Origin of the sequence: Streptomyces sp. NBC_01275 (genome assembly GCF_026340655.1) — a bacterium.
Classification (GTDB): domain Bacteria; phylum Actinomycetota; class Actinomycetes; order Streptomycetales; family Streptomycetaceae; genus Streptomyces.
This window is the reverse complement of the sequence record NZ_JAPEOZ010000001.1, coordinates 2,377,320-2,400,885: the sequence shown is the minus strand read 5'-3', so window position 1 is coordinate 2,400,885 and position 23,566 is coordinate 2,377,320. Positions and strand designations below refer to the sequence as shown.

The window sequence follows — 23,566 nt, the reverse complement described above, 5'->3', positions numbered from 1 at the left end:
CGGACGCGGCGGACCCCATGGTACCTCTAATCGAGCTACCTCTAAACGAGGTATGTCTAAACGAGGTATAGCGAGGCGCATCTCATCGAGGTGCGCCCGATCGAGGGAGTTCCGTGGTGAACGCTCATCGCCGACAGCTCATATCGCTCGCCCACCCCGTCTACTTCTCGCTCCTGGCCTCCGTCGCCGCCGGGATCATCAACACCGTCTGGGTCTCCCGGCTCGGCGGCCCCGCGGTCGCCGCCGTCGCGGTCGCCACCAACGCCGAGAACGTGCTGCTCGGCGTCGCCCTGGTCTTCGCCTCCGGGACGACCGTGCTGGTCGCGCACGCCAGAGGCGCCCGGGATCCGGCGGCCGTACGGGCAGCCGTACGCGGCGGCTGGGCGCTGTGCGCGGTCGTCACACCGCTGGTCGCCGTGGGCGGGTTCCTGCTGCGCGCGCCGCTGTCCCGGCTCGTCCTCGGCGGGGACGGCGGCCCTGCGCTGCCGCTCGCCGTCGCCTACTTCGCGATCTCGATGCCGGGCACGGCCGTGTTCTTCGTCCAGAACCTCGTCGACGGCCTCCTCAAGGGCGCCGGCGACACGAAGACCCCGCTGCGCCTGGCCCTCCTCGCCAACGGCCTGATCCTGGTCGCGGACCCCCTCTTCATCCATCTCTACGGCGTCCGGGGCGCCGCCGCCTCCACCGTGCTGTGCCGCTGCGCTGCCCTGGCGGTCGGGCTGGTCGCGCTGCGCCGCAACGCCCTGCTGCGGACGGCCGCCCGGGTCCCGGCCGGCGTCTCCAGGGGCGTCGCCCTGCGCCGGACCCTGCGCACCGGGCTGCCGATGTCCGTCGACTTCACCGTCCGCCAGGCCGGAACGCTCGGGCTGGTCGCGGTGGTGGCGCGGCTCGGCGTGACGGCGGTGGCCGCGTACGCGATCGCCTACAAGGTCATGTACGTGGCGACCATGGCCTTCTACGCCGTGCGTCAGGCGGCCTCCATCCACACCGCGCACACCCGGGGCGAGGGCAGGGACCAGCGGCGGGCGATCGGGCGGCAGGCCGTGGCCGTCTCCGGGAGTGTGGGCGTGGTCGCCGTTCTGCTGCTGGCCGGCACGGCCCCCTGGATCATGGCGGCCTTCGGCGCCGGGCCCGCCGTGGCCCACGAGGGCGTGCTGTTCCTGCGGTGCGTCGGGCCCTATCTGCTGCTGATGGCCGGGTTCATCGCGCTCGGCGGGGTCTTCGAGGGCAGCGGGGGCGCGCCGGTGCTGCTCCGGGTGACCGTGCTCGGCACGGCCGTCCAGCTGCCGCTGGCCTACGCGCTGTCCGGGCTCGGGCTTCCCGGGGTGTGCCTGGCGCTGGCGCTCGCGATGGCGGTGCAGTGTGCGGCCGTGGGGGCGGTGCTGCGGCGCCGGGCGTGGCGTCAGGAGGAGGAGCCGGCGGTCTCGCTGGTGCGGGCCGCCTGACCGGGGGCGGGGTCCGGGGACCGGTGCTCGGGTCGCGGGCCCGTCGAGCGCCGCAGCCGTACGGCCGCCAGGAGCGCGGCGGCCACCAGCAGGCCGTTGCGCAGCAGCAGGAGGGTGACGCCGAGGGCGTCGCTCGCGACGACGTCCGCGAACCACACCGGGAACTCCAGCACCGTCACGAACGACGCGGCCAGCACCAGGAGGGCGGGGGCCGTCATGGGACTGGCGCGGAAGCACAGGCACACCGCCGCGAGCCCGACCAGCCACACCAGGTACTGGGGGCTGATCACCCGGCTGGTCACGGTGAACAGCAGGACGGCCGTGAAGGCCGCGTCCGCGAGCGTCCACGGCGCGAACCGCTTCGCCCTCAGCCGCCACAGCAGCAGCCAGCCGAACGCCATGGCGCCCAGACCGAGGGCCACATCGCTCACCACGCCCACGTACGGGCCGAGGAACTCCACCGAGCCGTAGTTGAGCAGCACCTCGCCCCGCCAGCCGAACTGCCGGGCCACATGGAAGACGAGGGCCCCCAGCGACTCCACCTCGGTGCCCCGGTCGCGCTGGAAGGCGAGGAAGGCGAACGCGCCGGGCATGGCGAGGGCGAACACCGCCGACAGCGCCGCGACGGTCACCGCCGCCGCCCCCCACGCCCGGCGTCGCACCGCGCCCGCCAGCAGCAGCGCCGGCCACACCTTCAGCAGCGCCGCGAAGCCGGTCAGCACCCCCATCAGCCGGGGGCGCCGGACGCCCGCGACCAGGGCGGCCACCGCGACCGCCGTGACCATCACGTCGTAGCGCGCGTAGACGGTCGGGCCGAGCAGGGGGACGCCCGCCGTCCACAGCCAGGCGCCCCGCGGGGAGCGGCCGGGGCGCAGGCCGGTGTTGAGCAGGAGCATGAGGACGGCCAGATCGGCGAGGAAGGCCAGGACGAAGAAGGCCGACGCGTAGTCCAGGAACGGCAGCAGGCCGGGGGAGAGGATCGCGAGGGCGGCGGCGGGCGGGTACTGCCAGGTGACGTCGGTCTGCGGGAACGTTCCGGCGCGCAGGACGTCGTACCAGCCCTGGTAGATGACGGACACGTCGGTGGTGACGTCCGGGCCGGGGAAGACGAGGACCTTGAAGACGAACAGCAGCAGCGCGAGCCGGGTCAGGCCCCAGGTCGCCAGGAGCCAGGTCAGGGGCCGTCTCGCGTCCGTGGTCTCCATCCGCGTCCCCGTCCGTCGTCTGTCCGGTACGACCGCTCTGTCCGTTCCGTCCGCTTGTCGGAGGCCCGTGGGCACATGATCCCCCGCGGGGCTGTGAGGCGCGGCCTGGGGCGGCTGTGAGATGCGTTTGAGATGCGCCGGGATCATTTGGATAAGGTCTGCTGCGATGCGCGAGACGATGCACAAGACCCTGATCGTGACGAACGACTTCCCGCCCCGCCCGGGCGGCATCCAGGCGTTCCTGCACAACATGGCGCTGCGGCTCGACCCCGACCGGCTCGTCGTCTACGCCTCCACCTGGAAGCGCGGCCGCGAGGGCGCCGAGGCGACGGCCGCCTTCGACGCCGAGCAGCCCTTCACCGTCGTACGGGACTCCACGACCATGCTGCTGCCGACGCCCGGGGCGACCCGGCGGGCCGTGGGGCTGTTGCGGGAGCACGGGTGCACGTCGGTGTGGTTCGGGGCCGCCGCGCCGCTGGGGCTGATGGCCCCCGCGCTGCGCAGGGCCGGGGCCGAGCGGCTGGTGGCGACGACCCACGGGCACGAGGCCGGATGGGCGCAGCTGCCCGCCGCCCGGCAGCTGCTCGGCCGGATCGGCGAGGCCACGGACACGATCACCTACCTCGGGGAGTACACCCGCTCGCGGATCGCGACCGCGCTGAGCGCCCAGGCGGCCGCGCGGATGGTGCAGCTGCCGCCGGGCGTCGACGAGAAGACCTTCCACCCCGGTTCGGGCGGCGACGAGGTGCGGGCGCGGCTCGGGCTGACGGACCGGCCGGTGGTCGTCTGCGTCTCGCGGCTGGTCCCCCGCAAGGGGCAGGACACGCTGATCCTGGCACTGCCCCGGATCCTGGCCGCCGAGCCGGACACGGTGCTGCTGATCGTCGGCGGCGGACCGTACGAGACGGAGCTGCGCCGGCTCGCACGGGAGACCGGGGTCGCGGACTCGGTGCGGTTCACCGGGGCGGTGCCCTGGGCGGAGCTGCCCGCGCACTACGGCGCCGGGGACGTGTTCGCCATGCCGTGCCGTACGCGCCGGGGCGGGCTGGACGTCGAGGGGCTCGGGATCGTGTACCTGGAGGCGTCGGCGACAGGACTGCCCGTCGTCGCCGGCGACTCCGGCGGCGCGCCCGACGCGGTGCTCGACGGGGAGACGGGGTGGGTCGTGCGGGGCGGGTCTCCGGCGGACGTCGCCGAGCGGATCGTCGTCCTGCTCGGGGACGCCGAGCTGCGGAGGCGGATGGGGGAGCGGGGGCGGCGGTGGGTGGAGGAGATGTGGCGCTGGGATCTCCTCGCGGAGAAGCTGAGGACATTGCTCTAGACTTTTCCGTTCGCGCTCTAGGCGGACGGCGGATTTGCGCTGATGCTGCGCATATGACAGTCAAACTGATGCAGCGTCAGCTGACGAGACGTCAAATCCTTGGTATGGCCGCCCTCCAGACGGCGGCCACTCTCGGTTTCACCCGCGTGGGCCTGCAGTCCGCCCGTGCGAACGAGCCCGCCGCGGTCGAGTCCGCCCCCGCGATCGTCATCGGCTCCGGCTACGGCGCCGCCGTCGCCGCCCTGCGCCTCGGACAGGCCGGCATCCGTACGCTCATGATCGAGATGGGCCGGCTGTGGAACACGCCCGGCGCCGACGGCAAGGTCTTCTGCAACACCGCCAACCCCGACCAGCGCTCCATGTGGTTCAAGACCCGCACCGAGGCGCCGCTGGCCAGCTTCCTGTGGCTGGACGTCGTCAACAAGGACATCAACCCCTACCCCGGCGTCCTGGACCGGGTGCACTTCGACAACATGTCCGTCTTCGTCGGCCGCGGGGTCGGCGGCGGCTCCCTGGTCAACGGCTCGATGGCGGTCACCCCGCTCCAGTCCTACTTCGCCGAGCAGTTCCCGACCGTCGACGCGACCGAGATGTACTCCACGTACTTCCCGCGCGCCCGCGCCATGCTCGGCGTCAACACCGTCGACCCCACCTGGTTCGAGTCGACCGAGTGGTACCAGTTCAGCCGGGTCTCCCGTAAGCACGCGGCCAACACCGGCCTGAAGACCACCTTCGTGCCCAGCGTCTACGACTTCCCCTACATGCAGCGCGAGGCGGCCGGCACGGCGACCAGGTCCGCCCTCGGACAGGAGGTCATCTACGGCAACAACTACGGCAAGAAGAGCCTCGACAAGACGTATCTGGCGTCGGCGCTGGGCACCGGGAACGTCACCATCCACACCATGGAGAAGGTGCGCACCATCACCCGGGCCGCCGACGGGACGTACGTCCTGACCGCCGACCGCATCGACTCCACCGGCGCGGTCGTCGAGACCAAGCAGTACGGCTGCACCTACCTCTTCCTCGGCGGCGGCAGCCTCGGCACCAGCGAACTCCTGGTCCGCGCCAGGGAGACCGGCGCCCTGCCCGCACTCGACGCCAGCGTCGGGACCGGCTGGGGGACCAACGGCAACGTGATGCTCGGCCGGGCCAACCACCTGTGGGACACCGTCGGCGCCAACCAGTCGACCATGCCGGTCATGGGCATCGACGACTGGGCCAACACCGCCAACCCGGTCTTCGCCGAGATCGCCCCGCTGCCCACGGGACTCGAACACTGGGTCAGTCTCTATCTGGCGATCACCAAGAACCCGCAACGGGCCGCGTTCACCTACGACACGGCGAGCGGAGGCGTCAAACTGGGCTGGAGCGCGGCCCAGAGCGCGGTCTCCGTCGGCATGGCCAAGAAGCTGTTCGACCGGATCAACGCGGCGAACTCCACCATCTACCGCTACGACCTCTTCGGCTCCTCCAACAAGGTCTTCGCCGACGACTTCACGTACCACCCGCTCGGCGGCTGCGTGTTGGGGAAGTCCACCGACGACTACGGCCGGGTGAAGGGGTATTCGAAGCTGTACGTCACCGACGGCTCGCTCGTCCCGGGCAACATCGGGGTGAACCCGTTCGTCACCATCACCGCGCTCGCCGAACGCACGATGGCGCGGGTCCTCGCCGAGGACACCGCGCCATGACGCACCATCAGGAGAACTGAGGGGGCAGCCGCTTCGTGTAGAGAGGCCCGCTACTTCGCGTAGATCGCCTCGATCTCCGACGCGTAGTCCTTCGCCACGACATTGCGCTTGAGCTTCAGCGACGGCGTGAGGTGGCCCGAGTCCTCCGTGAACTGGGAGGAGAGAATGCGGAACTTCCGCACAGATTCCGCCTTCGACACCGCGGCGTTGCCGTCGTCGATCGCCGACTGGATCGCAGCCGCCAGGTCGGCGTCCTCGCGCAGCGACGCCGCGGTGGACCCCGCCGGCTTGCCGTGATCGGCGGCCCAACGGCCCAGGAACTCCTCGTCGATGGTGACCAGCGCGCCCACGAACGGCCGCCCGTCGCCGACCACCATGCACTCCGCGACCAGCGCATGCGCCCGGATCCGGTCCTCGATCACGGCCGGGGCGACGTTCTTGCCGCCCGCGGTGACGATGATCTCCTTCTTGCGGCCGGTGATCCTCAGGTAGCCGTCCTCGTCCAGGGTGCCGATGTCACCGGTGTGGAACCAGCCGTCGGCCAGCGCCTCCGCGGTCGCGCCCGGGTTGTTCCAGTACTCCCTGAACAGGTGCTCGCCGTGCAGCAGGACCTCGCCGTCGTCCGCGATGCGCACCACCGAGCCCGGCAGCGGCTGACCGACCGTGCCGATCTTCTGGCGGTCCCACGGGTTGAAGGCGGTGGCCGCACAGGACTCCGTCAGGCCGTAGCCCTCCAGGACGGTGAAGCCGATGCCGCGGAAGAAGTGCCCCAGACGCTCGCCCAGCGGGGCGCCGCCCGAGATCGCGTACTCGCCCTTGCCGCCGAGCACCGCGCGCAGCTTGCTGTAGACCAGCCGGTCGAAGACCTTGTGCTTGATCTTCAGGCCCAGGGACGGGCCCGCCGGAAGCTCCAGCGCCTTGCTGTAGGCGATCGCGGTGTCCGCCGCCTTGTCGAAGATCGCGCCCTTGCCGTCCGCCTGCGCCTTGGCGCGCGCCGAGTTGTAGACCTTCTCGAAGACCCGCGGTACGCCCAGGATCAGCGTCGGCCGGAAGGCCGCCAGCTCGTCGGTGAGGTTCTTGATGTCCGGGACGTTGCCCAGCTTGATCGGCGCCATCATCGGGGCGATCTGCACCAGCCGGCCGAAGACGTGCGCGAGGGGCAGGAACAGCAGGACGCTGCACTCGCCCGTGCGGAAGAGGGGCCGCAGCCGCTCGACGACGTTCCCGCACTCGGCGAAGAAGCTGCGGTGGGTCAGCACACAGCCCTTGGGCCGGCCGGTGGTGCCGGAGGTGTAGACGATGGTCGCCGGGTCGTCGGCCTTGGCGAGCGAGCTGCGCTCCTCGACGGTGGCGTCGGAGACGTCCTTGCCGAGCCGTCCGAGCTCCTCCACGCCCCCCGCCTCGATCTGCCAGACGTGTTTGAGGGCGGGCAGCGCCTCGCGCACCGACTCCACGGCGGCGGTGTGGTTGTCCAGCTCGACGATGCAGGCGGTCGCGCCCGAGTCGGAGAGGATCCACTGCACCTGCTCGGCCGAGCTGGTCTCGTACACCGGGACGGTGACCGCGCCCGCGCACCAGATCGCGAAGTCGAGCAGCGTCCACTCGTAGCGGGTGCGCGACATCAGGCCGACGCGGTCGCCCGGCTGGACGCCGGAGGCGATGAGACCCTTGGCGGCGGCGTGCACCTCGGCCAGGAAGGCCGTGGCCGTCACGTCCTGCCAGACGCCGCCCACCTTGCGGGCGATGACGGCGACGTCGGGATGCTGCGCGGCGTTTCTGCGGACGATGTCGGTCAGGTTGCCGTCCGCAGGGACCTCGTACAAAGCCGGAAGGCTGAACTCGCGCAAGACTGCTGCTCCTCATAGGGCGCCGGCGCCACGACGTTGTGTGCTGCGACGGTGCGGTCCAAGGCTCGGGCGGTGCTCCGGGGTCTCCCGGCGGCGGGAGGCCACTGGTTGAATTCCTGAGCACGACTGGACTGCGCGGACGTTACCCGCCGGTATGGCTTCTTCGACAGGGGGTCCCGGCGAGATGTTCGCCGCGTCACACAGATGGGTGTTTCCTCGCGCACAGTAGTCCACGCCCTAAGTCACTGGCCAGTAACCGCAAGGGCGGTCACCACTGTTCACGTATGCCGCACACGCCTACCCTTGATCGACATGGCATCCACACCCCCCGGTAACGGCAGGACCCGCATCCACGTGGTCAGCGACGTGCACGGCAACGCGCGCGATCTGGCCCGGGCCGGAGAGGGCGCCGACGCGTTGATCTGTCTGGGCGACCTCGTCCTCTTCCTGGACTACGCCGACCACTCCCGCGGGATCTTCCCCGACCTGTTCGGCGTGGAGAACGCCCACCGGATCGTGGCCCTGCGCACCGCCCGCCGCTTCGAGGAGGCGCGCGAGCTCGGCGCCCGGCTGTGGGGCGGCATCGGCGGCGACCGGTTCACCCACATCGAGCGGGCGGTGCGCAAGCAGTACGCCGAACTGTTCGCCGCGTTCCCGACCCCGACGTACGCCACCTACGGCAATGTCGACATCCCGCAGCTGTGGCCGGAGTACGCCAGGCCCGGCACCACCGTCCTGGACGGCGAACGGGTGGAGATCGGGGGCCTGGTCTTCGGCTTCGTGGGCGGCGGACTGAAGACGCCCATGCGCACCCCGTACGAGATCAGCGACGAGGAGTACGCGGCGAAGATCGAGGCGGTCGGCGAGGTGGACGTGCTCTGCACCCACATCCCGCCGGAGGTGCCGGAACTCGTCTACGACACCGTGGCGCGCCGTTTCGAACGGGGCAGTCGTGCGGTGCTGGAGGCCATCCGCCGGACCCGGCCCCGCTACGCGCTGTTCGGCCACGTCCACCAGCCGCTCGCCCGGCGGATGCGGATCGGGGCGACCGAGTGCGTGAACGTGGGGCACTTCGCGGGGAGCGGGAAGCCGTGGGCGCTGGAGTGGTGACGATCCCCAGGCCGACCGCCCGGTGACGGCGGTGAAGGCGGCCGGCCGGGTGCGCGGTAGCCTTCACGCTGCACACACGTGCGCACGTTCGGCGCACGGTGTCCTCTCTCTCCCTTACCGGCCCGCATCTGGAGGAGCCCCCGCGATGGCGGAACACACCAGCTCGAGCATCACGATCGAGGCGGCACCGGCCGACGTCATGGCGGTGATCGCCGACTTCGCCCGCTATCCGGACTGGACCGGCGAAGTGAAGGAGGCGGAGGTCCTCAAGACCGACGCACAGGGCCGCGCCGAACAGGTCCGCCTCGTCATGGACGCCGGCGCCATCAAGGACGACCAGACCCTGGGCTACACGTGGACCGGCGCCAACGAGGTGTCCTGGACCCTGGTCAAGTCCCAGATGCTGCGCCAGCTCGACGGCTCCTACCTCCTCAGGCCGGCCGGCGCCGGGGCGACCGAGGTCACCTACCAGCTCACCGTCGACGTCAAGATCCCCATGCTGGGCATGATCAAGCGCAAGGCCGAGAAGGTCATCATCGACCGTGCGCTGGCGGGCCTGAAGAAGCGCGTGGAGTCGGGGGAGACGGGCACGGAGCCGGGGACCGAGACGGCCGAGAAGTAGGCCGCGCGGCGGGTACGGGTCGGCCGCACAGCGGGTACACGTCGGCCGGGCAGCCAGTACAGGCACGTCCGGGAGCGGGTACACGTAGGTCGGGAAGCGGGAACGCGTAGGTCGGGAAGCGGGTACACGTAGGTCGGGGACCCCGTCCGACCTCGGTTACCGTTCACCCTCATGCGCACCCTCCTGATCACCGGCCCGGGCGGCAGCGGCCGTACGACCGTCGCTGCGGCCACTGCTCTGCGGGCCGCCGGCGAGGGGACCAAGACCCTCGTTCTCAGCGCCGACCGCACCGACACGCTCGGCGCGGCGCTCGGGGCGCGGACGGGGCCCGCGCCGGTGCGGATCACCCCGCAGCTCACCGCCTGGCGGCCCGACGCCACCGCCGGCTTCCGGGACGACCTCGCCGGATTCCAGGACCGCGCCTCCACCGTCCTCGACCTGCTCGGCGCCTCCCGGCTCGACCCGGAGGAGGTCACCCCCCTCCCCGGCGCCGAGGAGCTGACCCTGCTGCGCGCGCTGCGGGACGCCGCCCTCGCCGAGGCGCACGACCTCCTCGTCGTCGACCTCCCGCCCACCCCGCAGGCCCTCGCCCTCCTCGCCCTCCCCGAGGAGCTGCGCCGCTACCTGCGCCGTCTGCTCCCGCCGGAACGCCAGGCCGCCCGCGCCCTGCGCCCCGTCCTCGGCCGCCTGGCCGGCGTGCCCATGCCCGCCGAGTGGCTGTACGAGACGACCGCCCGCTGGGACGTGGAGCTGGCCGCCGTCGAGGCCGTCCTCGCCGACCGGAACACCGCCGTACGCCTGGTCGCCGAGCCGGGACCGGCCGGCGCCGACGCCGTCCGCGACGCCCGTCTCGGCCTCGCCCTGCGCGCCCTGCCCGTCGAGTCACTCCTCGCCAACCGCGTCCTGCCGGAGACGGCCGCCGACGCCGACGCCGACGCAGACGGTCTGCTCGGGCGGCTCGTCGCCCAGCAGCGCAAGGCACTCGGCGAGTGGGGCGAGGCGGAGACCGTGGCCCACCTCGGCCACGACCCCCGCGGCGCCGACGACCTCGCCGCGCTCGCCGTCCCCGGCGTCAACCCGGCGGCCACCCCGGTCGAGTGGCCCGTCGCCGACCGGCTCGCGGACGACGGCGTCCTCGTCTGGCACGTCCCCCTGCCCGGCGCCATACGCGACGAGCTCGACCTCATCCGGCGCGGCGACGAACTCGTCGTCAGCGCCGGGCCGTTCCGCCGCATCGTCGCGCTGCCCTCCGCCCTGCGCCGCTGCACCGTCGACGGCGCGGCCCTGCGCGACGGAGAGCTGTGCGTCCGGTTCGCGCCGGACCCCGGTCTGTGGCCGCGGACGAGGTGAACGACGTACCGCCGTTCGGGTAACGTCGTAGAGACGAGCCGTAGTGCGCGCGTAGTGCAGGAGCCGGCGGGAGCCAGTAGGAGCCAGCCGCAGTCGTCAGGAGTCCGTCATGAGCGAAGAGCGCCCCACGCCCGACGCCGCCGGGGAAGAGACCGTGGACGAGACCCACGACGAGGCCGTCGACGAGGAGCTTCACGCGACCGACGCCGACGCCTGGGCCACCGCCTGTGCCGAGGACCTGGCCGCGGAGAAGGCCCGCCGCCGCGCTCAGCACGCCCCGCCGCCCGGCTCGGCCGCCGAGGAGCTGCGCAAGCTCGTCGACAGCGTCGCCGACCGGCTGTCCGGCATCCAGTCCCCGCTCCTCGGCGCGGTCGCCGGACCCGCGGCCCAGCAGGTCGTGCGCCAGGTCGTCCAGCAGGCCAAGGCTGCCGTCGAGCCCGTCATCGAGCGCAACCCGGACGTCTTCGACCACCTGGCCGCGGCCGGCACCGAACTCCTCGCCGCCTACCGCTCCGCCGTCCAGGCCCAGGAACAGCGCTGGACCGCCCGCACGAGCGACCCGGCCGACCCGAACAACCCCACCGGCCCGACCAAGGGCGGCCGGGGCTTCGGCGAGGGCGGCGAGGGCGCCGGACCGGGCCAGCGCATCGATCTCGACTGACGGCCCTCGTGCCTCCGTTCCAGAACCCCGTCGCGCACCTGTTCCAGAACCTCCGTCGCGCCCCAGCTCCAGAACTCCCCTCACGCCCCGGCTTCAGAACCCCCGTCGCGCCCCTGCTCCGGGACTCCCGCCTGTCCGGCGACGCGAATCCGACGGCAGGGCCTCGGGTACGGTTGGCCGTAGCGGGGCTCGACCGAAACTGAGGGATTCATGGGACTCACCATCGGCGTCGACATCGGCGGCACGAAGATCGCGGCCGGCGTGGTCGACGAGGAAGGCAACATCCTCTCGACCTTCAAGGTGCCGACCCCCACCACGCCGGAGGCCATCGTGGACGCCATCGCCTCGGCGGTGGAGGGCGCGCGCGCCGGACACGACATCGTGGGCGTGGGCATCGGCGCCGCCGGCTACGTCAACCGTCAGCGTTCGACGGTCTACTTCGCACCCAACATCGACTGGCGCCAGGAGCCGCTGAAGGAGAAGGTCGAGGCCCGCGTGGGCCTCCCGGTCGTCGTGGAGAACGACGCCAACGCCGCGGCCTGGGGCGAGTACAAGTTCGGCGCCGGCAAGGGCCACCGCAACGTCATCTGCATCACCCTCGGCACCGGCCTCGGCGGCGGCATCATCATCGGCAACAAGCTGCGCCGCGGCCACTTCGGCGTCGCCGCCGAGTTCGGCCACATCCGCATGGTGCCGGACGGCCTGCTGTGCGGCTGCGGCTCACAGGGCTGCTGGGAGCAGTACGCGTCCGGACGTGCCCTCGTGCGCTACGCCAAGCAGCGCGCCAACGCCACCCCGGAGCACGCGGAGACCCTGCTGGGCCTGGGCGACGGCACCCCCGACGGCATCGAGGGCAAGCACATCTCCATGGCCGCCCGCCAGGGCGACCCGGTCGCGGTCGACTCCTACCGCGAGCTCGCCCGCTGGGCCGGCGCCGGTCTCGCCGACCTCGCCTCCCTCTTCGACCCGTCCGCCTTCATCGTCGGCGGCGGCCTCTCCGACGAGGGCGAACTGGTCCTCGACCCGATCCGCAAGTCCTACAAGCGCTGGCTGGTCGGCGGCAACTGGCGCCCGGTCGCCGACGTCATCGCCGCCCAGCTGGGCAACAAGGCCGGGCTGGTCGGCGCGGCGGACCTGGCACGGGAGCCCGACCCGATCATGTGACCGGCTTGATCCGCCGTAGGTGACGAGCCTGCTTCCGCAGGTGATGAGCCCGCCGTGCCCCGCCCCGGGGTCGGCGGGCTTCGTCGTATGTTGATCCGCATGGCGACCTCGACCCCGCTGCTGCCCAACTCCCGGACCGAATCAGACGGTTCGGCCGTCATCCGAGTCCTCAGCTACAACATCCGCTCGATGCGCGACGACACCGACGCCCTCGCCCGTGTGATCGCCGCCTGCGCCCCCGACCTGGTCCTCGTCCAAGAAGCCCCCCTCTTCTTCCGCTGGCGCAAGAAGCTCGCCCGGCTCGCCGCGGCCTCCGGGCTGGTGATCCTCACCGGCGGCGGCTCGGCCGCGGGCCCGGCGCTGCTGTGCTCACTGCGGGCGACGGTCGAGCGGACGGCGGACGTGCTGCTTCCGCTCACCCCGGGACAGTTCCGACGGGGCTTCGCCACGGCGGTCGTACGGTTCGGAGGCGCACGGCTCGGCGTACTGAGCTGTCATCTCAGCCTCCGACAGGACGAGCGGTACGAGCAGGGCGGCATGCTGCTCGACCGGCTGGCCGGGATGGGCGTCCCCCACGCGATCGCGGGCGGCGACCTCAACGACCGCCCCGACGGCCGGACCTTCCGCCGGCTGGCCGAGAGCCTCCAGGACTGCCGGGCGACCGCTCCCTGGGGCGGCGAGCACACGTTCCCGCAGCTCGGTCCGGACCGCCGGATCGACGCGATCTTCGCTACGAAGGGCGTCGAGGTACTGGGCTGCGGGGTGCCGCTCGGCCTCGAGGGCGTCACCGAAGCCGACCTGCGGGCAGCCACGGACCATCTGCCGGTGCTGGCCGCGCTGCGCGTGCAGGCTCTGGCCGACCTGCCGACCGACGGGCGGAACCGACCGCTCTCTCCGCCCTAGACGACCGCTCCCCGCCCCGGATCCCCCTCGTCCTCGTCGTCCGTGCGCATGCGCATCACCAGGGTGGCGAAGCCGCCGAGGAAGCCGCCGATGCCGACCGTCGTCAGCCACCACGTCATGTCCCAGCCCAGCAGCACCGCGATCAGCAGAAGGATCGGTCCGCCGATCACCCCGAGCCAGGCGAACTTGGCCGTGGTGTCGGCGGCGGGCAGGGGCGGCGGCTCCGGGGGCACGAAGTGGCCCTCGTCGTCCTCGTCGAAGTCCTCGTCGGCCGGCTCGGGCGTGGTGTAGTCGCGCGGGCCGACGCCGGGGGCGAAGGAGATGGAGCTGCCCAGCGGCTTGGCCGGATTCTGCTCCTCCTTCTTCTCCCCCTTCCCCCTTTTCTCCTCACCGGGCTCACCGGACTCACCGGACTCACTGGACTCACCGGGCTCGTCGGGCCCGTCGGGCCCGTCGGACGTCTTGACGGCGTCTTTCCCGGAGGTCTTTCCGGCGTCCTTCCTGGATTCCGACTTCGCGCCGAGCGTCTCGTCGTTCGTCTCCGGTTCGAGGAGCGCAAGGTCCTCGACCGACTTGAACGGTTTGGCGCCCGGCGGGTCCGGGGGCTCCTCGCCGTACCCCGCGACGATCGCCGCCCATGCGGCCTCCTCGTCGAAGGGCACGCTCTGCTCCTCCGGCTCGTGACCCTCCCGGGCATCCAGGCCGTCCCGCTCCTCCCGGTTCTCCCGGTCCTCGCGGTCGGAGTCGTGCTCAGCCACCTACGGCCGTCCCTTCCTTGCCGACACTGGGCGCGATCCGGGCGATGAACGCGTAGCTCTCCTCGAAGATCCGGTCCGCATCGAGGTCCAACGTTGCCACGTGGTAGCTCTGTTCCAGGAGGATCTCGGTCACGTCCGTGGACGACACCCGGCCGAGGATCCGGGCCGAGTCGGCCGGCGGCACGACATGGTCCTGCGCGCTGTGCAGAAGCAGCAGCGGCTGGGTCACCTGCGGCAACTCGCCGTCGACCTGCCGCAGGAAGGCCCGCAGGGAGTGCGCCGCGTGCAACGGCACCCGGTCGTACCCGGTCTCCACGGCGCCCTCCTTCGCGATGTCGCTCGCGATCCCCTTCGTCGTCCGCACGAGATGGCGGGCCACCGGAAGGGCGTACGCGGACAGACCGTGCACCTTGTTCGCCGGGTTGACGACGATGACGCCCTCGACCCCGCCCGCGGCTCCGCCGCCGCCCCCGCCGCCGAATCCGGCGCCGCCCGCGCCCTCCCCGTGCTTCGCGGCGAGGCGCAGCGCCAGCGCGCCGCCCATGGACAGGCCGGCCACGAACACCCGGGCGCAACGGTCCCGCAGGGCGCGCAGCTCGCGGTCCACCTCCGCGTACCAGTCCTGCCAGCCGGTGAGCGCCATGTCCTCCCAGCGCGTGCCGTGTCCCGGCAGCAGAGGCAGCGAGACGGTCAGGCCCTGCCCGGCCAGATACCGCGCCCAGGGACGCAGCGACTGCGGGGAACCGGTGAAACCGTGGCAGAGGAGGACCCCGACCTCCCCGCCCTCATGGCGGTACGGCTCGGCTCCAGGAAGGACCGGCACCATCGGTCTCCTGTCTTCGTCTGGTCTTGGTGTGGTCTGCGTCGGAGGGACGTGTGGTTCACGGTACGCGACCGCACTGACACCGACCAGGGTCGTCGGAGCCTTTGCAGCCGCCCCGGGATAAGGTCTGATGACACATACAGGAGGCACTGGGTTGTTGTACGGCGCGATGAAGGTCGCTATCGGAGGACCGCTGAAGGTCGCCTTCAGACCCTGGGTGGAAGGTCTGGAGAACATCCCCGCCGAGGGCGCCGCGATCCTGGCGAGCAACCACCTGTCCTTCTCGGACTCGTTCTTCCTGCCCGCGGTCCTCGACCGCAAGGTCACCTTCATCGCGAAGGCCGAGTACTTCACCACGCCCGGAGTGAAGGGCCGGCTGACGGCGGCCTTCTTCAAGGGCGTCGGCCAGCTCCCGGTGGACCGCTCCGGCGCACGCGGCGCGGGCGAGGCCGCGATCAAGAGCGGCATCGACGTCCTGGAGCGCGGCGAGCTGTTCGGCATCTACCCGGAGGGCACGCGCTCGCCCGACGGCCGCCTCTACCGGGGCAAGCCCGGCGGCCTCGCGCGCGTGGCGCTCGCCACCGGCGCGCCCGTCATCCCGGTCGCCATGATCGACACCGAGAAGATCCAGCCGCCGGGGCAGGTGATGCCGAAGCTGATGAGGCCCGGCATCCGCATCGGCCGACCGCTGGACTTCAGCCGCTACCAGGGCATGGACCACGACCGGTTCGTTCTGCGCGCGGTGACCGACGAGGTCATGTACGAGATCATGAAGCTCTCCGGCCAGGAGTACGTCGACATCTACGCGACCGCCGCCAAGCGGCAGATCTCGGACGCGGCGAAGGCCGAGAAGGAAGCCGAGAAGGCCGCGAAGGCGGCGCTTGCGCAGGCCGTCAAGGAACAGGCGGAGAAGGAGAAGGCCGAGCAGGAGCGGGCCGAGAGGGAAAAGACCGGGGAGCAGTAGCAGCAGTAGCAGCAGTAGCAGCAGTAGCAGCAGGAGCAGCAGGAGCAGCAGGCGCAGGTCCGGTCGTGGGCGGGGCGGGGCGGGGCGGGCACGGGGGCGGGGGACAGATGGCCAAGCGCGTGAAAGTCATGAGGATGTCGGTCGAGCTGCCGCTGTGGCGTGCGCTCACCGCCTACCGGGTGCTGACGATGCTCTACGCGGTCGGCCTGTTCGCCACCGCCTACGACGGGTTCGCCCGCCCCGGCGTCGCCATCGCCTACTTCGTCGTCCTGTGCGGCTGGACGCTCGCCACCCTGCCCCGTGTGCAGAACGCGGCCGCCTGCACGAAACGGTTCCTCGCCGTCGACCTCACGATCGCGCTCGGCGGCATCCTCCTCACCCCGCTCGCCGACGACCACCAGCGCATCCTCGACGGCGGCCCGACCCTGCCGTCGATATGGACCGCCGGCTCCGTCCTGGCGTTCGCCATCAAGGGCGGCTGGCGCTGGGCGGCCTTCGCCTCCACCGCCGTCGCCGTCGCCAACCTCGCCGAGCGCGGCGCCCCGGCCCGCGACACCGTCCACAACGTCATCCTCGTCTGGGTCGCCTCCATCGCCATCGGCTACGTCGTCGAGGTCGCCCGTGCCTCCGAACGCACCCTGGCCCGCGCCCTGGAGATCGAGGCCGCGACCCGGGAACGGGAGCGGCTCGCCCGGGACATCCACGACGGCGTGCTCCAGGTGCTGGCCATGGTGCAGCGGCGCGGCGCGGTCCTGGGCGGAGAGGCGGCCGAGCTGGGCCGGATGGCCGGCGAGCAGGAGGTCGCGCTGCGCACCCTGGTCGCCGGCGGCCTCCTCCCCGTCTCCCGGGTGTCGGAGGACGAGTCCGAGGGCGCGGTCGTACGGGTGGTGGAAGACGAGGACGACGAGGACGGGGCCGGGGCCGGGCACGTCGACGAGCGCACCCCCGTCGACCTGCGCGCCCTGCTCGCCCCGTACGCCGCCGCCCGGGTCAGCCTCGCCGAGCCCGGCGCCCCGGTGCTGCTGCCCCCGGCCGCCGCGAGAGAGCTGGCCGCCGCGGTCGGCGCCGCCCTGGACAACGTACGCAGGCACGCGGGTGAGGACGCCCGGGCCTGGCTGCTGGTCGAGGACGAGCCCGACGCGGTCGTCGTCACCGTGCGGGACGACGGGCCCGGCATCCCGGAGGGGCGGCTGGCCCAGGCCGAGGGCGAGGGGCGGCTCGGCGTCGCCCAGTCGATCCGAGGCCGGTTGCGCGACCTCGGAGGCAGCGCCGAGCTGATCTCGACGCCGGGACAGGGCACGGAGGTCGAACTGACGGTGCCGAAGAGCACACAGGACACGAAGGACGCACGGGGGAAGGCAGGCCGGCGATGAGCGACGAGGCGAGCGAAGAGACGAGAGGCGGGACGAGCGCGGGACAGGGGGGCGCGATCAGGGTCATGGTGGTCGACGACCACCCCATGTGGCGGGACGCGGTCGCCCGGGACCTCGCCGAGTCCGGCTTCGACGTGGTCGCCACGGCGGGCGACGGCGAGCAGGCCGTGCGCCGCGCGAAGGCGACCACGCCCGATGTGCTGGTGCTGGACCTGAACCTGCCCGCGAAGCCCGGCGTCCAGGTCTGCAAGGAGGTCGTCGCCGCCGACCCCGCGCTGCGCGTCCTGGTCCTGTCCGCGAGCGGCGAGCACGCGGACGTGCTGGAGGCGGTGAAGTCCGGCGCGACCGGCTATCTGCTGAAGTCGGCGTCCACGGAGGAACTGCTGGACGCGGTGCGCCGTACGGCGGTCGGCGATCCGGTGTTCACCCCGGGCCTGGCCGGACTGGTCCTCGGCGAGTACCGCCGCCTGGCCTCCGACCCCGGCCCCGCCGCCGGCGCCGACGAGCCGAACGCGCCCCGGCTGACCGACCGGGAGACCGAGGTGCTGCGCCTGGTCGCCAAGGGCCTGAGCTACAAGCAGATCGCCGAACGCCTCGTCATCTCCCACCGCACGGTCCAGAACCACGTCCAGAACACCCTCGGCAAGCTCCAGCTGCACAACAGGGTGGAACTGGTGCGGTACGCGATCGAGCGAGGCCTCGACGACGAGTGAGCGGCGCGCGACACTGACCCTGCGTCAGTCAACCGCGGCGAAGGGACACGTCCATGCGCGTCGGAGTACTGACCGGGGGCGGCGACTGCCCCGGCCTCAACGCCGTGATCCGGGCCGTCGTCCGCAAGGGCGTCCAGGAGTACGGCCATGACTTCGTCGGCTTCCGGGACGGCTGGCGGGGACCGCTCGAAGACAGGTCGATCCGCCTCGACATCCCCGCCGTACGCGGCATCCTGCCCCGCGGCGGCACGATCCTCGGCTCCTCGCGGACCAACCCCCTGAAGGTCGAGGACGGCATCCGCCGTATCAAGGACACCCTCGCCCGCCAGGACATCGGGGCGCTCATCGCCATCGGCGGCGAGGACACGCTCGGGGTCGCCGCCCGGCTCTGCGACGAGTACGCGGTGCCCTGCGTCGGCGTGCCGAAGACGATAGACAACGACCTGTCGGCCACCGACTACACCTTCGGCTTCGACACCGCCGTCGGCATCGCCACCGAGGCCATCGACCGACTGCACACCACCGCCGAGTCCCATATGCGGGTCCTGGTCTGCGAGGTGATGGGCCGGCACGCCGGCTGGATCGCCCTGCACTCGGGTCTGGCCGGCGGCGCCAACGTCATCCTCATCCCCGAGCAGCGCTTCGACGTCGAGCAGGTCTGCGCCTGGGTGACCTCCCGCTTCCGGTCGTCGTACGCCCCGATCGTGGTCGTCGCCGAGGGCGCGATGCCCAGGGACGGGGACATGGTGCTCAAGGACGGGACGCTGGACTCCTTCGGGCACGTCCGGCTGTCCGGCGTCGGCGAGTGGCTGGCCAAGGAGATCGAGCGCAGGACCGGGAAGGAGGCCCGCACGACCGTCCTCGGCCATGTCCAGCGCGGCGGCACCCCGAGCGCCTTCGACCGCTGGCTCGCCACCCGCTTCGGCCTGCACGCCATCGACGCCGTCCACGAGGGCGACTTCGGCGTGATGGTCGCCCTGCGCGGCACCGACATCGTCCGCGTCCCGATCGCCGAGGCCACGGCCAGACTGAAGACGGTCGACCCGAAGCTGTACGCGGAGGTCGGGGTGTTCTTCGGCTAGCGGGGTGTTCTTCGGCTAGCCGACCGGCCGCAGCGCCCCCATCAACTCCCGCACGATCACCGCCCCGTTCAGCGTCAGCACCGACTCCGGATGGAACTGCACGCCTGCGAACCCACGCCCCCGCAGCGCATGCACCTCCCCGTTCGCGGCCCGGCTCACCTCGACCCCGTGCGCGGCCAGTTCCGCCGCGGCCTCCTCGTCGCAGTGCGCCACGAAACTGTTGTAGAACCCGACGGTCTCCTCCCGCCCGAACAGGTCCACGGTCGTCTGCGCCCCCTGGAACGGCACCTCCTTGCGTACGATGTCCAGCCCCAGCTCGGCCGCGATCAGCTCGTGTCCGAGGCAGACGCCGAGGAGTCCGTGCCGGTGCTCCCGCAGCACCCGGGCGGTCAGCTCCCGAAGGAACCGCATCTTCGGGTCGGTGAGATCCGACGGGTCACCGGGCCCGGGGCCCAGCACGAGGGGTCCCTCGTGCGCGAGCACGGCCTCCCGCAGCCCGGGCACGTCGTACCGCAGGACGGTGACGTCGAGGCCGCCGGACCGCAGCACGTGCGCGAGCATCGCCGTGAAGGTGTCCTCGCCGTCCACGACGAGCGCGTGCCCGGAGAGCTCCTGCGTCCGCTCCTGCATCCGCAGCCAGAACGGCGCCAGCGAGGCCCGCCGTCCGTCCAGCGCGGCCCGCACCCGGGGATCGTCGGCCAGCCGCGGCCGTACGGCCTCCCCGTGCGGCCGCTGCTCCCGCACCCCCAGCGCCGCCAGCACGCCGGCCGCCTTCGCGTGCGTCTCCGCGACCTCGCCCGCCGGATCCGACCCACGCACCAGCGTGGCCCCGACCGGCACCCGCAGCCGCCCGGCCGCGTCGATGTCGGCGGTGCGGATGAGAATGGGGGAGTCCAGGGTCTGCGCCCCGCCGGAGTCCCGCCCGAGCAGCGCGAGGGCGCCGGCGTAGTAGCCGCGGCCGCCGACCTCGTGCCGTTCGATGACCCGGCACGCGTTCTGCACCGGCGCCCCGGTCACCGTCGCCGCGAACATGGTCTCCTTCAGGACCTCCCGCACATCCAGCGAGGACTTCCCGCGCAGCTCGTACTCGGTGTGCGCGAGATGCGCCATCTCCTTGAGCCGGGGCCCGACGACCACCCCGCCCATGTCGCCGACGGTGCACATCATCTTGAGCTCCTCGTCGACGACCATCGACAGCTCCTCGATCTCCTTGCCGTCGGCGAGGAAGCCGAGCAGGTGCTCCGGCGTCGGCCCTTCGGCCGGATAGCGGTACGTCCCGCTGATCGGGTTCATGACGACCGTGCCGCCGGCCATCCGGACGTGCACCTCCGGACTGGCCCCGACCAGCGTTCGCTCCCCGGTGTGCACGACGAACGTCCAGTACGCGCCCCGCTCGCCCACCAGGAGCCGCCGGAACAGTGCGAGCGCCTCGGCCCGGCCGAATCCGGCGATCTCACCCTCGTACGTCCGCCGGATCACGAAGTTCGCGCCCTCGCCCCGTCCGATCTCGTCCCGCAGCACCCGGCCGACGATCTCGGCGTACTCCTCGTCGGTCACGTCGAAGCCGCCGCCCTCGACGCGCACGTCGTGCGCGGGGAGCTGGGCCAGCGCTTCGGCGAGCGGGATCTCGTACGTCTCCTCGGGCGTCAGCGCCGCCAGGGGCGTCCCGTCGTCGCGGACGTCGAAGCCGCGTTCGCGGATCTGGCGGAAGGGGACGAGCGCGAGGCCCTCGTCGGGGAGGTCGGCGAGCCGGTCGTACGTGGCGACCGGGCCGAGCAGCACCTCGACCGTGTCGTGGTCGCGGCCCGGGGTGCGACGGCGCAGCAGGGCGAACGGGCGGTCGTCGTGCAGGAGGTCTGCCAGGTCCATGATTCCTCTTCCGTCGGTGAGCGGTGAGGAACGGCCCGGTGCTGGAAAACACGGAAGGCCGCCCCTCGGGCGGCCTTCGCGAAGTCTTGCGTACGCGCAGTCAGTGGGCCGCCGGATGAGCGGTCCACCACCAGTTCTGGGTCGGGTTCTGGGTCGAAAGCGCGAACATGCGAGGCACCATACCTCATGCGCATCCATGCGCATCCATGCGCATCCACGCGTATCCCCGCGCATCTGAGCGCCTGGGCGTCTCACCTGTCGAGCCGCGGGAAAACGACTCGACACGACCCCGTAATGTTGAGGGCGTGACCGTGAACGCTAAGACCAGCCCGAGTGCTGGCAACACCTGGCGAGACCTGCCCGCGGCGCAGCAGCCCGAGTACCCCGACACCGAGGCTCTGCGCGCAGTGATCGCGGAGCTCGAGTCGTATCCGCCGCTCGTCTTCGCGGGCGAGTGCGACCAGCTGCGCGCCCGGATGGCGGCCGTCGCCAAGGGAGAGGCGTTCCTCCTCCAGGGCGGCGACTGCGCCGAGGCATTCGACGCGGTGTCCGCCGACCACATCCGGCAGAAGCTCAAGACGCTGCTCCAGATGGGCGCCGTGCTGACGTACGCCGCGTCCGTGCCCGTGGTGAAGGTCGGCCGGATCGCCGGCCAGTACTCCAAGCCGCGCTCCAAGGGCACCGAGACCCGCGACGGCGTGACCCTGCCGACGTACCGTGGCGACTCCGTCAACGGCTTCGACTTCGACGAGAAGTCCCGCATCCCGGACCCCGAGCGCCTGAAGCGGATGTACAACGCGTCCGCCTCCACGCTGAACCTGGTGCGCGCCTTCACCACCGGCGGCTACGCCGACCTGCGTCAGGTGCACGCCTGGAACCAGGACTTCGTGAGGTCGTCCCCGTCCGGCCAGCGCTACGAGCAGCTCGCCCGCGAGATCGACAACGCGCTGCACTTCATGCACGCCTGCGGGGCCGACCCGGAGGAGTTCAAGACGGTCGAGTTCTACTCCTCGCACGAGGCGCTGCTGCTCGACTACGAGTCCGCGCTCACCCGCGTCGACTCCCGCACGGGTCAGCTGTACGACGTCTCCGCGCACATGGTGTGGATCGGCGAGCGCACCCGGCAGCTGGACCACGCGCACATCGAGTTCGCCTCGAAGATCCGCAACCCGATCGGCATCAAGCTCGGCCCGACGACGACGGCCGAAGAGGCGCTGCAGTACATCGAGCGCCTCGACCCCGACCGCGAGCCCGGCCGGCTGACCTTCATCGTCCGCATGGGCGCCGACAAGGTCCGCGACAAGCTGCCCGAGCTGGTCGAGAAGGTCACCGCCTCCGGTGCGACGGTGGCCTGGGTGACGGACCCGATGCACGGCAACACCTTCGAGGCGGCCTCGGGTCACAAGACCCGCCGGTTCGACGACGTGCTGGACGAGGTCAAGGGCTTCTTCGAGGTCCACAAGGGCCTCGGCACCCACCCGGGCGGCATCCACGTCGAGCTGACCGGAGACGACGTCACCGAGTGCGTGGGCGGCGGCGACGAGATCTTCGTCGACGACCTCCACCAGCGCTACGAGACGGCCTGCGACCCCCGCCTGAACCGCAGCCAGTCCCTTGACCTGGCGTTCCTCGTCGCGGAGATGTACCGGGACCAGTAGGGGTTCACCTGTTACAGGAGCGTGCCGTGGGGCGCGGATCACATACGATCCGCGCCCCACTCCACTTTTGCGGTCACCGAGTGCCGGGTAAGGTTAGGTTAGCCTCACCGATCATCGGGACGGCGACAGTAAGCAATCCCGGCGGGAGGTGGATCCGCGTGTACGTCTGCAGCTGCTTCGGTGTGACCGAGGCGCAGGTCAAGCAGCACGCGGACGGCGGCGCGTGCACGCCCCGCCAGATAGCCTCCGCCTGCAAGGCGGGCACGGACTGCGGCTCGTGCGTCCGCCGTATCCAGGCGATCCTCGGCCGCGGCGCCTACCCGCGCCGGGACCTGGTCGAACAGGGCGAGCCGGTCCTCGCCGAACTCGAGGAAGCGGCGTAGCTCAGCTCTCCGGCTGCTCGATCAGCTGCGCGAGGTAGAGCGGCTCGCCGAGCTTCTCCACCAGCTCCAGCTGGGTGTCGAGGTAGTCGATGTGGTGCTCCTCGTCCTCGAGGATCGACTCGAAGATGTTGGCCGACGTGATGTCGCCCTTCTCCCGCATCACCTTGATGCCGCGCTTGAGGCGGTCGATGGCCTCGACCTCGACCTGGCGGTCGGCCTCGAACATCTCCTTGACCGTCTGGCCCACGCGCACATGGAACAGCCGCTGGTAGTTCGGCAGCCCGTCGAGGAACAGGATCCGGTCGGTGAGCACCTCGGCGTGCTTCATCTCGTCGAACGACTCGTGCCGGGTGTACTTCGCGAGCTTCGTCCAGCCGAAGTTCTCCTGCATCTTGGCGTGGAGGAAGTACTGGTTGATCGCGGTGAGCTCACCGGTGAGCTGCTCATTGAGGAACTCGATGACCTCGGGGTCGCCCTGCATCGCAGAGGCTCCTTCCACGGTGGGGATGGGGGAGGTTGCCGCCGCATGATTTCACCGGCGCCGAAGATCGTCCAGTAAGTGCGTACTTAGTAAGTTAGTCCATGCTTAGTGGCAGATGCCCGATTCCGGATATGGCTGGTCAT

General features: G+C 71.5%; 22 protein-coding genes. 15 read left to right on the top strand and 7 right to left on the bottom strand.

Translation table 11 applies throughout. From position 1 onward, the window contains the following. The first annotated feature begins 116 nt into the window (after positions 1-116). The gene (locus OG562_RS10345; protein ID WP_266396058.1) at positions 117-1,445 is read left to right on the top strand and encodes an MATE family efflux transporter; all 1,329 of its coding nucleotides are present in this window, start codon (positions 117-119) and stop codon (positions 1,443-1,445) included. Here OG562_RS10345 and OG562_RS10340 read toward each other — a convergent pair. Next, positions 1,403-2,650 carry a glycosyltransferase family 87 protein gene (locus tag OG562_RS10340; RefSeq protein ID WP_266396057.1) on the bottom strand — a complete coding sequence of 416 codons (1,248 nt, stop codon included), beginning with the start codon at positions 2,648-2,650 and terminating at the stop codon, positions 1,403-1,405. The two genes, OG562_RS10345 and OG562_RS10340, sit on opposite strands and share 43 nt — an antisense overlap. A gap of 178 nt (positions 2,651-2,828) precedes the next feature. Between OG562_RS10340 and OG562_RS10335 the strand changes: the two genes are divergently transcribed. Together OG562_RS10335 and OG562_RS10330 are read left to right on the top strand one after the other, a co-directional pair. After that, the gene (locus OG562_RS10335; protein ID WP_266409164.1) at positions 2,829-3,971 is read left to right on the top strand and encodes a glycosyltransferase family 4 protein; all 1,143 of its coding nucleotides are present in this window, start codon (positions 2,829-2,831) and stop codon (positions 3,969-3,971) included. A 104-nt stretch (positions 3,972-4,075) separates the two neighbouring features. Further along, the gene (locus OG562_RS10330) at positions 4,076-5,662 is read left to right on the top strand and encodes a GMC oxidoreductase (protein WP_266409161.1); all 1,587 of its coding nucleotides are present in this window, start codon (positions 4,076-4,078) and stop codon (positions 5,660-5,662) included. A 50-nt stretch (positions 5,663-5,712) separates the two neighbouring features. On the opposite strand, the gene OG562_RS10325 is transcribed toward OG562_RS10330, so the two are convergent. After that, positions 5,713-7,509 (bottom strand): long-chain fatty acid--CoA ligase, encoded by a 1,797-nt coding sequence (locus OG562_RS10325; protein ID WP_266396055.1) that lies wholly within the window; start codon positions 7,507-7,509, stop codon positions 5,713-5,715. Positions 7,510-7,863: 354 nt separating this feature from the next. Here OG562_RS10325 and OG562_RS10320 point away from each other — a divergent pair, with 354 nt between their 5' ends. The 6 genes from OG562_RS10320 (at position 7,864) to OG562_RS10295 (ending at position 13,319) form a co-directional block, all read left to right on the top strand. Continuing rightward, complete coding sequence (locus OG562_RS10320; RefSeq protein WP_266409159.1) at positions 7,864-8,619, top strand: metallophosphoesterase; 756 nt, start codon at positions 7,864-7,866, stop codon at positions 8,617-8,619. Positions 8,620-8,764: 145 nt separating this feature from the next. Continuing rightward, on the top strand, positions 8,765-9,241 hold the full coding sequence (locus OG562_RS10315; protein WP_266396053.1) for an SRPBCC family protein: 477 nt from the start codon (positions 8,765-8,767) through the stop codon (positions 9,239-9,241). A 171-nt stretch (positions 9,242-9,412) separates the two neighbouring features. Beyond that, positions 9,413-10,591: an ArsA family ATPase gene (locus tag OG562_RS10310; RefSeq protein WP_266396052.1), complete on the top strand. Its 1,179-nt coding sequence runs from the start codon at positions 9,413-9,415 to the stop codon at positions 10,589-10,591. A 109-nt stretch (positions 10,592-10,700) separates the two neighbouring features. Further along, a complete protein-coding gene (locus tag OG562_RS10305; protein WP_266396050.1) occupies positions 10,701-11,252 on the top strand; it encodes a DUF5304 domain-containing protein in 552 nt (183 codons plus the stop codon). 210 nt (positions 11,253-11,462) lie between these two features. Next, entirely contained in the window at positions 11,463-12,416 is a 954-nt protein-coding gene (locus tag OG562_RS10300; protein ID WP_266396048.1) for an ROK family glucokinase, read from the top strand. 99 nt (positions 12,417-12,515) lie between these two features. Beyond that, a complete protein-coding gene (locus OG562_RS10295) occupies positions 12,516-13,319 on the top strand; it encodes an endonuclease/exonuclease/phosphatase family protein (RefSeq protein WP_266396046.1) in 804 nt (267 codons plus the stop codon). On the opposite strand, the gene OG562_RS10290 is transcribed toward OG562_RS10295, so the two are convergent. Beyond that, positions 13,316-14,020, bottom strand: a complete 705-nt coding sequence (locus tag OG562_RS10290; RefSeq protein ID WP_266409156.1) for a hypothetical protein — start codon at positions 14,018-14,020, stop codon at positions 13,316-13,318. The two genes, OG562_RS10295 and OG562_RS10290, sit on opposite strands and share 4 nt — an antisense overlap. Before the next feature lie 49 nt (positions 14,021-14,069). Then, positions 14,070-14,900, bottom strand: a complete 831-nt coding sequence (locus tag OG562_RS10285) for a carboxylesterase (RefSeq protein ID WP_266409153.1) — start codon at positions 14,898-14,900, stop codon at positions 14,070-14,072. Positions 14,901-15,069: 169 nt separating this feature from the next. Here OG562_RS10285 and OG562_RS10280 point away from each other — a divergent pair, with 169 nt between their 5' ends. The 4 genes from OG562_RS10280 (at position 15,070) to OG562_RS10265 (ending at position 19,032) form a co-directional block, all read left to right on the top strand. Then, positions 15,070-15,864 carry a 1-acyl-sn-glycerol-3-phosphate acyltransferase gene (locus OG562_RS10280; protein WP_266396045.1) on the top strand — a complete coding sequence of 265 codons (795 nt, stop codon included), beginning with the start codon at positions 15,070-15,072 and terminating at the stop codon, positions 15,862-15,864. Between the two features lie 107 nt (positions 15,865-15,971). Next, entirely contained in the window at positions 15,972-17,237 is a 1,266-nt protein-coding gene (locus OG562_RS10275) for a MacS family sensor histidine kinase (protein WP_266396044.1), read from the top strand. A 65-nt stretch (positions 17,238-17,302) separates the two neighbouring features. Next, complete coding sequence (locus OG562_RS10270) at positions 17,303-17,950, top strand: response regulator transcription factor (RefSeq protein ID WP_323187649.1); 648 nt, start codon at positions 17,303-17,305, stop codon at positions 17,948-17,950. A gap of 53 nt (positions 17,951-18,003) precedes the next feature. Further along, complete coding sequence (locus OG562_RS10265; RefSeq protein ID WP_266396042.1) at positions 18,004-19,032, top strand: 6-phosphofructokinase; 1,029 nt, start codon at positions 18,004-18,006, stop codon at positions 19,030-19,032. Positions 19,033-19,047: 15 nt separating this feature from the next. On the opposite strand, the gene OG562_RS10260 is transcribed toward OG562_RS10265, so the two are convergent. Beyond that, the gene (locus OG562_RS10260) at positions 19,048-20,901 is read right to left on the bottom strand and encodes an anthranilate synthase family protein (protein WP_266396041.1); all 1,854 of its coding nucleotides are present in this window, start codon (positions 20,899-20,901) and stop codon (positions 19,048-19,050) included. A 100-nt stretch (positions 20,902-21,001) separates the two neighbouring features. Further along, a complete protein-coding gene (locus OG562_RS46225; protein ID WP_353962850.1) occupies positions 21,002-21,070 on the bottom strand; it encodes a trp operon leader peptide in 69 nt (22 codons plus the stop codon). Positions 21,071-21,206: 136 nt separating this feature from the next. Here OG562_RS46225 and OG562_RS10255 point away from each other — a divergent pair, with 136 nt between their 5' ends. Next, entirely contained in the window at positions 21,207-22,559 is a 1,353-nt protein-coding gene (locus tag OG562_RS10255) for a class II 3-deoxy-7-phosphoheptulonate synthase (protein WP_266396040.1), read from the top strand. A 158-nt stretch (positions 22,560-22,717) separates the two neighbouring features. Continuing rightward, complete coding sequence (locus OG562_RS10250) at positions 22,718-22,942, top strand: bacterioferritin-associated ferredoxin (RefSeq protein ID WP_266396039.1); 225 nt, start codon at positions 22,718-22,720, stop codon at positions 22,940-22,942. A 1-nt stretch (position 22,943) separates the two neighbouring features. Here OG562_RS10250 and bfr read toward each other — a convergent pair whose 3' ends face one another. Further along, on the bottom strand, positions 22,944-23,423 hold the full coding sequence (gene bfr, locus OG562_RS10245) for a bacterioferritin (protein ID WP_266396038.1): 480 nt from the start codon (positions 23,421-23,423) through the stop codon (positions 22,944-22,946). Between the last annotated feature and the right edge of the window lie 143 nt (positions 23,424-23,566).

Coding starts and splice junctions, on each gene's coding strand:
- OG562_RS10340 (WP_266396057.1), bottom strand. CDS start 2,650: ATGGAGACCACGGACGCGAGACGGCCCCTGACCTGGCTCCTGGCGACC.
- OG562_RS10335 (WP_266409164.1), top strand. CDS start 2,829: ATGCACAAGACCCTGATCGTGACGAACGACTTCCCGCCCCGCCCGGGC.
- OG562_RS10330 (WP_266409161.1), top strand. CDS start 4,076: ATGGCCGCCCTCCAGACGGCGGCCACTCTCGGTTTCACCCGCGTGGGC.
- OG562_RS10315 (WP_266396053.1), top strand. CDS start 8,765: ATGGCGGAACACACCAGCTCGAGCATCACGATCGAGGCGGCACCGGCC.
- OG562_RS10310 (WP_266396052.1), top strand. CDS start 9,413: ATGCGCACCCTCCTGATCACCGGCCCGGGCGGCAGCGGCCGTACGACC.
- OG562_RS10305 (WP_266396050.1), top strand. CDS start 10,701: ATGAGCGAAGAGCGCCCCACGCCCGACGCCGCCGGGGAAGAGACCGTG.
- OG562_RS10300 (WP_266396048.1), top strand. CDS start 11,463: ATGGGACTCACCATCGGCGTCGACATCGGCGGCACGAAGATCGCGGCC.
- OG562_RS10295 (WP_266396046.1), top strand. CDS start 12,516: ATGGCGACCTCGACCCCGCTGCTGCCCAACTCCCGGACCGAATCAGAC.
- OG562_RS10280 (WP_266396045.1), top strand. CDS start 15,070: ATGAAGGTCGCTATCGGAGGACCGCTGAAGGTCGCCTTCAGACCCTGG.
- OG562_RS10275 (WP_266396044.1), top strand. CDS start 15,972: ATGGCCAAGCGCGTGAAAGTCATGAGGATGTCGGTCGAGCTGCCGCTG.
- OG562_RS10270 (WP_323187649.1), top strand. CDS start 17,303: ATGGTGGTCGACGACCACCCCATGTGGCGGGACGCGGTCGCCCGGGAC.
- OG562_RS10265 (WP_266396042.1), top strand. CDS start 18,004: ATGCGCGTCGGAGTACTGACCGGGGGCGGCGACTGCCCCGGCCTCAAC.
- OG562_RS10260 (WP_266396041.1), bottom strand. CDS start 20,901: ATGGACCTGGCAGACCTCCTGCACGACGACCGCCCGTTCGCCCTGCTG.
- bfr (WP_266396038.1), bottom strand. CDS start 23,423: ATGCAGGGCGACCCCGAGGTCATCGAGTTCCTCAATGAGCAGCTCACC.